The organism is Ligilactobacillus equi DSM 15833 = JCM 10991 (assembly GCF_000615765.1).
Classification (GTDB): Bacteria; Bacillota; Bacilli; order Lactobacillales; family Lactobacillaceae; genus Ligilactobacillus; species Ligilactobacillus equi.
Map to the genome: position 1 here is coordinate 1 of NZ_BAMI01000074.1, position 7,648 is coordinate 7,648.

Genomic DNA, 7,648 nt, shown 5'->3' on the forward strand with positions numbered 1-7,648 from the left:
TTCGTTGGTTGAGCGCTTGCTTGGTTAGCTTTGTCCTTGATGGCATTCATTGCTTTATCAATGGCTTCCTTCGCTGCGTCCACATCTGCTTGGCTTGCGGTTGGATTATTCTTAACAGTTTCACCGTTCTTGATTGCGTTATCCAAAGCTCGCTTGTCATCATCGACAGCGTTCTTGTAGTTATTATCCTTTTGGAAATCTTTGCCATCCTTGATAGCTTCTTCCAAATTAGTCTTGTCAATATCTATAACAATATTGAATTCGGCTTTAGAAGTTAAACCTGTACTATCTGTCGCTGTCATCTTAACGGTGTACAGCTCTTTTCCTTGCATTTGACCAGCCGGAATAATTTCTAATTCTTTATTAATAGTCGCACCCGTTGCATCATCCATGTAATCAGACACAGCCATTAAACCTTCTCTTATATCGGAAAGTTTTTCTTTATTAATGCTGTAGTATTCTACCTTATTTTCTTCATCATGATGTAGTTCACCTAGGTTCATATTCTTTGCAGTTGATTCAACATTAATAAGTGGCGCAGCATTAACGGGAACTAAAACAAATTTAATTGATTTAGTTCCCCAGACGTCTTGGGCGTAACCCACTTTATTAACTTCACGGTCAGTAGCTACTAAGTAACCCTTCTTAATATCTGCACCTGTGTAGTAATTTACGTTATTTTCATTAGGTAATTTAATTTCTGTTCCTGGATAATAAACTTTACGTGATTCATTATCTTCTGGAATTGTCAAGGTAGCCGTAGTGGTTTTTCCCGCATATTTATTAGGATTTAAGTCTATCGTAAAGTCACCATTTCTGTTCTTATCAACGATATCTAAAACCATCGCTTGGTTACCATTAGCGTAGTAGAAACGGCTTCGGTTTCTTTTATCTTGAGACCATGTTATACCATTAACAGTATCAGTTAGACCATTTTCAGCTGAACGCTTGTCGTTACCCCAAATAACCTGGTTAGGGTTAACTTCAGGTTGAACATAGAGTAAACTAAGAATATCATTCAGTTCAAACCTTGTTGTATCCCCAGCTGCTAGACGATATACTAAGGTCTTACCGTCATCAGATAATGCAAAACCCGGGTCATTAGGCCGTGAACTTAGTTGATCTTGTGTCCAACCAATTTTGTAGTGATCGTCAACTAAATTAGCAAAGTGGCCGTCCCCACTAGAATACTCTGGCGTTGACGTTTTCCTATCTGGAACATCGTAACTCCGGTGAGGATTTGTTTGATTTTCTGCCGGAACTGCAGCGCGATCTTCAGCATCGCCTGTTGTTACTGCCTTGCTTTCAGCTAACATATCAGCTGAAACCGCATTATTTTGCGCAAAATCAGCAACATTAAATGTTGTTGTTTGTGCTTCAGCATTAGATGATTCCGTTGCTGTTGCATCGTCAGCAGATGCCGTTGTTTCTTCTTGTTGTGCTTGTGTACTAACAACAGAAGTCGTTTCCCCTTCTTCTGTTGCACTTGCCTTAACTGGTGTAGATACCTCTGTTGTTTGAGCTTGGTTTACTTCATCTGCAGAAGCAGTTGCCGCTAAAGCACCTAAACCAAACGTTACCCCAATTAACACTGAAGCTACACCAACGTTTAATTTTCTAATTGAATACTTGAACTTGTTTTTGTTCATTTTTTCATCATATAAACGAGTATTGTTTTTCGAAACCATTAAACTTCCCCCTATTTAAACTTCTTAAAATATTTCATTCGATATTTTGATTATACAGACTTCCCAATTAACTTCAACTTGCTAATTTTTGTGTATATACATCAAAAAAAGGGGGGTTATTTAATACTTTAACTTTATATTTTTTTTACTTTCTTTTAAAATTACTTAAAAAATGCCACTTTTTTTAAAATTTGCACAACATAAATTTCCAAAAAAAATCAATACAATATTTTCATCCCAAAACATGGATATACATTATTTTGAAATAAATTATTTTTCGCTAATCTTTTTCTAATCTTAATGCCATTTAAAATAACGAGATTCTATAGTTTCAAGCTTTATCAAGCTTATCCTTTCAGCTACATAACAACTGATTAATTACTATAAATAACTTTATTTTTTTATTCAGTTTCCCAACTAGCTTCTTGCTCAACAAAAAATCCCCCCTAATAGTTTTAGGGAGAATTTTTTTAAATTTGAGGTGTCATAATCTTTTCTAACCACCATAAACCTAGTAATAACAATAGGGTTAACGCTACCGTTAAGAACGTTCCCACCAATAAAATATTAATGTCCTGCATTTGTAAACCTGTAAATAGAACCTGCCCCAGACCACCAGCCGAGATAGTCGCCGCAATGGTCGCGGAACCCATGGTCGCTGCTAAGGCTACCCGCAAGCCAGAAAAAATCGCCGGAACTAATAACGGTAACTGAATCTTAGTAAAAATTTGTCCCGTAGTCATCCCCAACCCTCGGGCTGCCTCCACTAAACTTGGATCGATTTCTTCTAACCCCGTTACCAACGTCCGTAACAAAATATACTCGCTGTATAACGTCAGCACGACGATTGCTGTTGGCATCCCTAGACCTAGGAAAGGAATCAAGAGAGCGAAGAAAGCATAGCTCGGTACCGCATAAAGGACAGAAAAAAAGTAAACCAATTTTGTCATTACCTGCGGATGCTTCAGCCCCCATGAAATGAGACTTAATGCGATAAACAGCGCCATAACTAAGGCTGGCACAACCAAGATTAACTGTTGCCCTGTATAGGTTAACAATTCCGCATAGTTTTCTATAAAGTAAGCTTTCATTCTAAGCCCTCCCACATTTTCTGTTCCGCCTTAACTGTCGCCATTAAATTTTGTACAAAAGGTGTAGGAGGATTTTGGATAATCTTTTGAGGCTTGTCAAAGGCTTCAATTTTCCCTTCATGCATAATCATCACCCGGTCGCCTAAATAAAAAGCCTCGGCAATATCATGCGTTACAAGTAAAAAGGTCTTTTGCCCCAGTGATTGATGGATGGTTTTAAGTTGTTTTTGTAATTCTAAACGCGTCAAAGCATCAATGGCTCCAAACGGCTCATCAAAAAGGACAAATTCAGGATTGGCGGCCAAGGCCCGTGCCACGCCGACGCGCTGTTGTTGTCCCCCAGAAAGCTGGCGGGGATAACGTTTTTGGTATTTTTCTGGATCGAGTTGCACCAATTCGAGCAGTTCTTTTACTCGTTGCTCAATTTTTGGCGATGACCACTTGAGCAACTTAGGTACGGTCGCAATATTTTCAGCTACTGTCATATGAGGAAACAACCCGATTGACTGCACAACATACCCCATTTGTCGCCGTAGAGCAATCAAATCTAGGGCTTGACTGTCTTGACCCTTCAACAAAATCTTCCCTTGCGTTGGTTCTATTAAGTGGTTGATTAACTTTAAAGTCGTCGTCTTCCCAGACCCCGATGACCCGAGAATTGTGATAAATTCCCCTTCTCGCACAGTAAATGACAAGTCGGGCAAAATCACTTGTGAACCATATTTCTTTACCACATGCTGAAACTCTAAAACTGTTTGCTTAGCTACCATTTTTCAACCTTCCAATCACATAATCAAAAGCAACCATGCTAAAAGCGATAGTAACGCCACTGAGACACCACCAATTAACAAGAGATCCAGCCGATAAAGTCCTAAGCCCGTGAAAATCAGCGTTCCCAGTCCCCCAGCACCAATATAGGTTGCCAGCGTGGCTGAAGCCATGATTTCCACTAAAGCAAGTTTTATCCCATTTAGAATATAAGGCAAAGCTAGAGGAAACTTGACTTGCCAAAATAATTGATGAGCATCCATCCCTAAACCAGTGCCAACTTCTAGTATTTGCGGTGATACTTCCCGGAAACCTAGCAAGGTATTAATTAGCAAAGGCGGTAAGGCCAAAACGAACAAGGCCGTTATAGCCGGTAACGTTCCAACCCCCATAATCGGAATTAAGATGAACAATAGTGCCAAACTTGGAATGATACGTAAGGCCTGTGCAAAGCTCGTCGCAACTTTAGCAATCACAGGGATTTCACTGCCTAAATAACCTAAGGGTAACGCACATAGACTTGCTAGTAACAAAGTTGTCAAACTCAAAGTCAAATGTTGACCAACGGCCTGAAGATACTGGTCACTATCAGTGGCAAAATACTGGATAATGTCGGTAAACATCGCTACCGCCCCCTAATCAAAATTAGCTTGATACCATTTCTTGGCAACACTCTTGTAACTGTGCTTATCTAGATCCACTTGTTTATTTAATTTAATCAATGTCTTAGTCGTTAACTTACGGTCAACTTGATTAATAGTTTTCACCAACTTAGGATTTTGCTTGGCAACCTTAGTCGTAACAATCGGCATCAAATTATATGGTGGCCAGAAATTTTTGTCATCTTTTAAGACCACATATTTCTTCGAGGCTAACTGACCCTCTGTAGTGTAGGCTGGGGTCGCATCGGCTTTGCTTTGACTTAAAATTTGGTACTTTAAAGCATTGTCATAAACCTTATTGGATTTGAACTTGAAATCACCATATTTCTTGGCTAAACCTGCTAGACCGTCTGTCCGCTTATCAAATTCACCTTGTGAAGCAAAACGAATCTTCTCCGCATGACGCTGTAAGTCAGAAATCGTGCGAATACCATACTTCTTGGCCACACTGGCCCGCATAGCAATCCCTTGACCATCATTACCGGGCGCATATGGTAAAGCTGTTAGTCCTTGCTTGGCTAAACCGGCCTTAGCTTTTTGGTAAGCTTGGTCTGGATCAGTAGTCATTTTTCCTTTCAGAATAGTTAGCAGCGCTGTCCCCGTATATTCTGGATAAAGGTCAATTTGCCCTTTTTTAATTGCAGTTGGAATCACAGAAGAAGAAATACTTTGCTTACGACTTACCTTAAAGCCTTCTTTTTCTAGCGCCAGCGCATAGATTTCACTAACTACTTGACTCTCTGTAAAATTCTTCGCACCAACTACCACAGATGCGGCACTTACACTACTAGCTACTGTAGTCAAAGTACATAGTACCACCACGAACATTACACTTAACTTTAAAAATTTATTTTTCATTTTTTTCACCCTTTTTCTTTAACTAGTTGCGCTTTTAAATTAGCATGGTACTTTCGTGTTAGAGCTAATAGTTGCGCCTGTTCGGCCTCTGTTAGTTTCGTAAAAGCCTCGGACTCGTAGTGATTTAACGGCGCAATTATCTCTGTCGCCAATTTTTGCCCTTGTGCCGTTAACTGCAAGTATTTTTGGCGTTTATCAGCTAACAATGGTAAAAGTTCTAAATACCCCTGCGCCCGCCAATTTTTGATGGTGGCATTTACCACCTGCTTCGTTGAATAAGTCTTCGCTGCTAAAAGTTTCTGGGTAACTGCTTGACCGGTTACTTGCGGGTAAGTAGCCAGCCATAATAACATTTGCAAAGACTTACCCTTTAATCCATGTTGACGAGCATAATTTTCATAAAGCGCATCTCGCTCCTCTAAAATCCGTAAGTATGTGTGAAAATCCTTAACTGCCATTATTTTAATCCTCATTTCTAATAATAACCTTACCAAAAGCTTGCGAACTTTCTAAAAATTTATGAGCTTCTTGGATTTGTTCTAAGCTAAAGACTCGCTGTGGACTCACATCTACTTGATACTTGGCGATATAATCTAGCAACTTCTGCCATCCTTGTGAAGAAACATTACCAGAATAAAAGGTTGTCAGATAGACGTTATTGCGTAAAGCTTCCGTAGGGTCAAACTCCTTGAGGTACCACTGTCCCCCTAGAAGTCCCGTAGCACAAATAATTCCCCCCATATCTAAATGCTTCAATGAGTCCTTGATAACTTTTGGTCCCACTAATTCCAGAATTTTGGTAAACGTCGCTTCCGTCTGCAAGCATCCTGCCTTATCCAAAATAACCTGGTCATAGCCCACAGCCAATAATTGCTCTTTTTTAGCTAAATTTCGGACGGATGCTACCACCACTAGTTCAGGATAGCGGGCTTTGACAAGTTTTACAAAGGCTACCCCCACACCTGAAGCGGCCGCCCTTACTAAAATACGGTCACCCGCTTGAAGTTGCAACTGTAACATTGAGCCATAGGCGGTAAAGTAAGTTTCTGGGATAGCGGCCAAATTTTCCCAACTCAAATCTGTGGCAATGGGAAAAATTTGCTCGTTAGTCACTAGAACATATTGGGCATAAGATCCATCAAACTGACGCCCCATTTCTCCCATGGTTGTGAGTACTTTTTGCCCGTATGGTAATCTTTCAGTATCACTACTTGCAAAAATCTCCCCTACACACTCTATCCCTAGGATTCGTGGAAAAGTAACCTGCGGTGAAAAGCCTTGCCGGGTGAAAATTTCAGAGCGATTAATTCCAAAAGCCCTAATTTTAATCACTGACCAACCAGGCTTTACTTGCGGAATGAGACGCTCTTCAAGTCGCAATACCTCTGGTCCTCCGGCATGATGCACGACAATCGCTTTCAAAAAACTCCCTCCTTTGATAGTCAAATATTTTTACCATTTAATCTTACTAATCTTTTGAAATAAAGTCAAATATTTTGACTAATTTTAAAAATAAATAAATACCGCTTCTCCATAGAAAAGCGGCAACAATTGTTTATAAGTCAACCACGTAAAGAGGCTTTTGGCCGTTAAGGAAACGGCGAATATCTTCCAAACTCTGCATTACCATGTTACGCACAGCGGTTTGCGTGTAGTAGGCTGAGTGCGGGGTAACAATTGCATTAGGCATTTTAGCTAGACGTTGGTAGTCAGCAGGAAGTTGGGCGGGGTCTTCAATCACCTTCCAGAAGAACTCACTTTCACTAGATAAAACATCCAAGCCCACACCACCTAAATGACCAGATTCCAAAGCCGCAATCATCGCCTCCGTATCAACCAAGCCCCCTCGTGCTTGGTTAATGAAAATGGTACCAGGCTTCATCAGCGCAAATTCCTTCGCACCTAACATTTCCCGGGTACTATCGTCTAATGGCGTATGAATTGTGATAATATCAGCTTCTTTCAAGACCGTTTCTAAATCAGTGTATGTCAAGTAGGGTTCATAATTGGCACGATAAATCGGATCATAGCCCAGCACTCTGGCCCCTAAAGCACTGTAAAGTTGCGCCGAGGCCGAACCAATATTACCAACTCCAATAACCCCCACCGTTTTAGTATAAATTTCCTCGCTCATTAATGATTCCGGTAAAGTGAAATCACCACGACGTTCGCGGTCTTGAAGGACGGAGATTTTCCGTAGTAAGTTAAGCGCCACCGCCAAACCATTTTCAGCAATTGCTCGTGGTGAGTAAGCAGGAACATTGGACACTGTCGTAATGCCATGCGCATGAGCCTTGTCAAAATCAACGATATTGTAACCTACAATTCGTAAAGCAAGGTGTTTGATACCAAAGGCAGATAATTGCTGATAAACTTCTTCATCTAAGCTTTCGACTTGCTTAGTAGAAACTCCATCAAAGCCAGCCGCCAAAGCAACAGTTTCTTTGGTCAAAGGTTCTGTCACTAACTTAATTTCATCCTGGTGTTGGTCTTGCCAAGCTTGTACATGGCGTCGTTCATCATCAGAAACTCCATACATTATCACTTTCATTAAAGTCGCCCCCTAAATTAAAATATAATG

General features: G+C 40.5%; 7 protein-coding genes and 1 pseudogene. All 8 read right to left on the bottom strand.

All coding sequences use genetic code 11. The features are described 5' to 3' along the window. On the bottom strand, positions 1-1,688 hold a 1,688-nt coding region (locus JCM10991_RS13845), incomplete at its 3' end, for a YSIRK-type signal peptide-containing protein (RefSeq protein ID WP_035188888.1). 470 nt (positions 1,689-2,158) lie between these two features. Beyond that, a complete protein-coding gene (locus JCM10991_RS10745; protein WP_025021480.1) occupies positions 2,159-2,779 on the bottom strand; it encodes an ABC transporter permease in 621 nt (206 codons plus the stop codon). Continuing rightward, positions 2,776-3,549, bottom strand: coding sequence for an ABC transporter ATP-binding protein (locus JCM10991_RS10750; RefSeq protein ID WP_023858641.1), 774 nt, complete (start codon positions 3,547-3,549; stop codon positions 2,776-2,778). Before JCM10991_RS10750 ends, JCM10991_RS10745 begins: the two co-directional genes overlap by 4 nt. Continuing rightward, positions 3,539-4,170: pseudogene (locus tag JCM10991_RS13850) on the bottom strand (ABC transporter permease). Before JCM10991_RS13850 ends, JCM10991_RS10750 begins: the two are co-directional and overlap by 11 nt. A 12-nt stretch (positions 4,171-4,182) precedes the next feature. Further along, positions 4,183-5,067 (bottom strand): glycine betaine ABC transporter substrate-binding protein, encoded by an 885-nt coding sequence (locus tag JCM10991_RS10760; protein WP_025021481.1) that lies wholly within the window; start codon positions 5,065-5,067, stop codon positions 4,183-4,185. Between the two features lie 5 nt (positions 5,068-5,072). Continuing rightward, a complete protein-coding gene (locus JCM10991_RS10765) occupies positions 5,073-5,525 on the bottom strand; it encodes a MarR family winged helix-turn-helix transcriptional regulator (RefSeq protein ID WP_025021482.1) in 453 nt (150 codons plus the stop codon). A 4-nt stretch (positions 5,526-5,529) separates the two neighbouring features. After that, the gene (locus JCM10991_RS10770) at positions 5,530-6,489 is read right to left on the bottom strand and encodes a zinc-binding dehydrogenase (protein WP_025021483.1); all 960 of its coding nucleotides are present in this window, start codon (positions 6,487-6,489) and stop codon (positions 5,530-5,532) included. A gap of 133 nt (positions 6,490-6,622) precedes the next feature. Continuing rightward, positions 6,623-7,618 (bottom strand): D-2-hydroxyacid dehydrogenase, encoded by a 996-nt coding sequence (locus JCM10991_RS10775; RefSeq protein ID WP_025021484.1) that lies wholly within the window; start codon positions 7,616-7,618, stop codon positions 6,623-6,625. Between the last annotated feature and the right edge of the window lie 30 nt (positions 7,619-7,648).

Excerpts from the sequence above, each read along its gene's own strand:
- JCM10991_RS10765 (WP_025021482.1), bottom strand. The coding sequence starts at position 5,525 with ATGGCAGTTAAGGATTTTCACACATACTTACGGATTTTAGAGGAGCGA.
- JCM10991_RS10750 (WP_023858641.1), bottom strand. The coding sequence starts at position 3,549 with ATGGTAGCTAAGCAAACAGTTTTAGAGTTTCAGCATGTGGTAAAGAAA.
- JCM10991_RS10760 (WP_025021481.1), bottom strand. The coding sequence starts at position 5,067 with ATGAAAAATAAATTTTTAAAGTTAAGTGTAATGTTCGTGGTGGTACTA.
- JCM10991_RS10775 (WP_025021484.1), bottom strand. The coding sequence starts at position 7,618 with ATGAAAGTGATAATGTATGGAGTTTCTGATGATGAACGACGCCATGTA.
- JCM10991_RS10745 (WP_025021480.1), bottom strand. The coding sequence starts at position 2,779 with ATGAAAGCTTACTTTATAGAAAACTATGCGGAATTGTTAACCTATACA.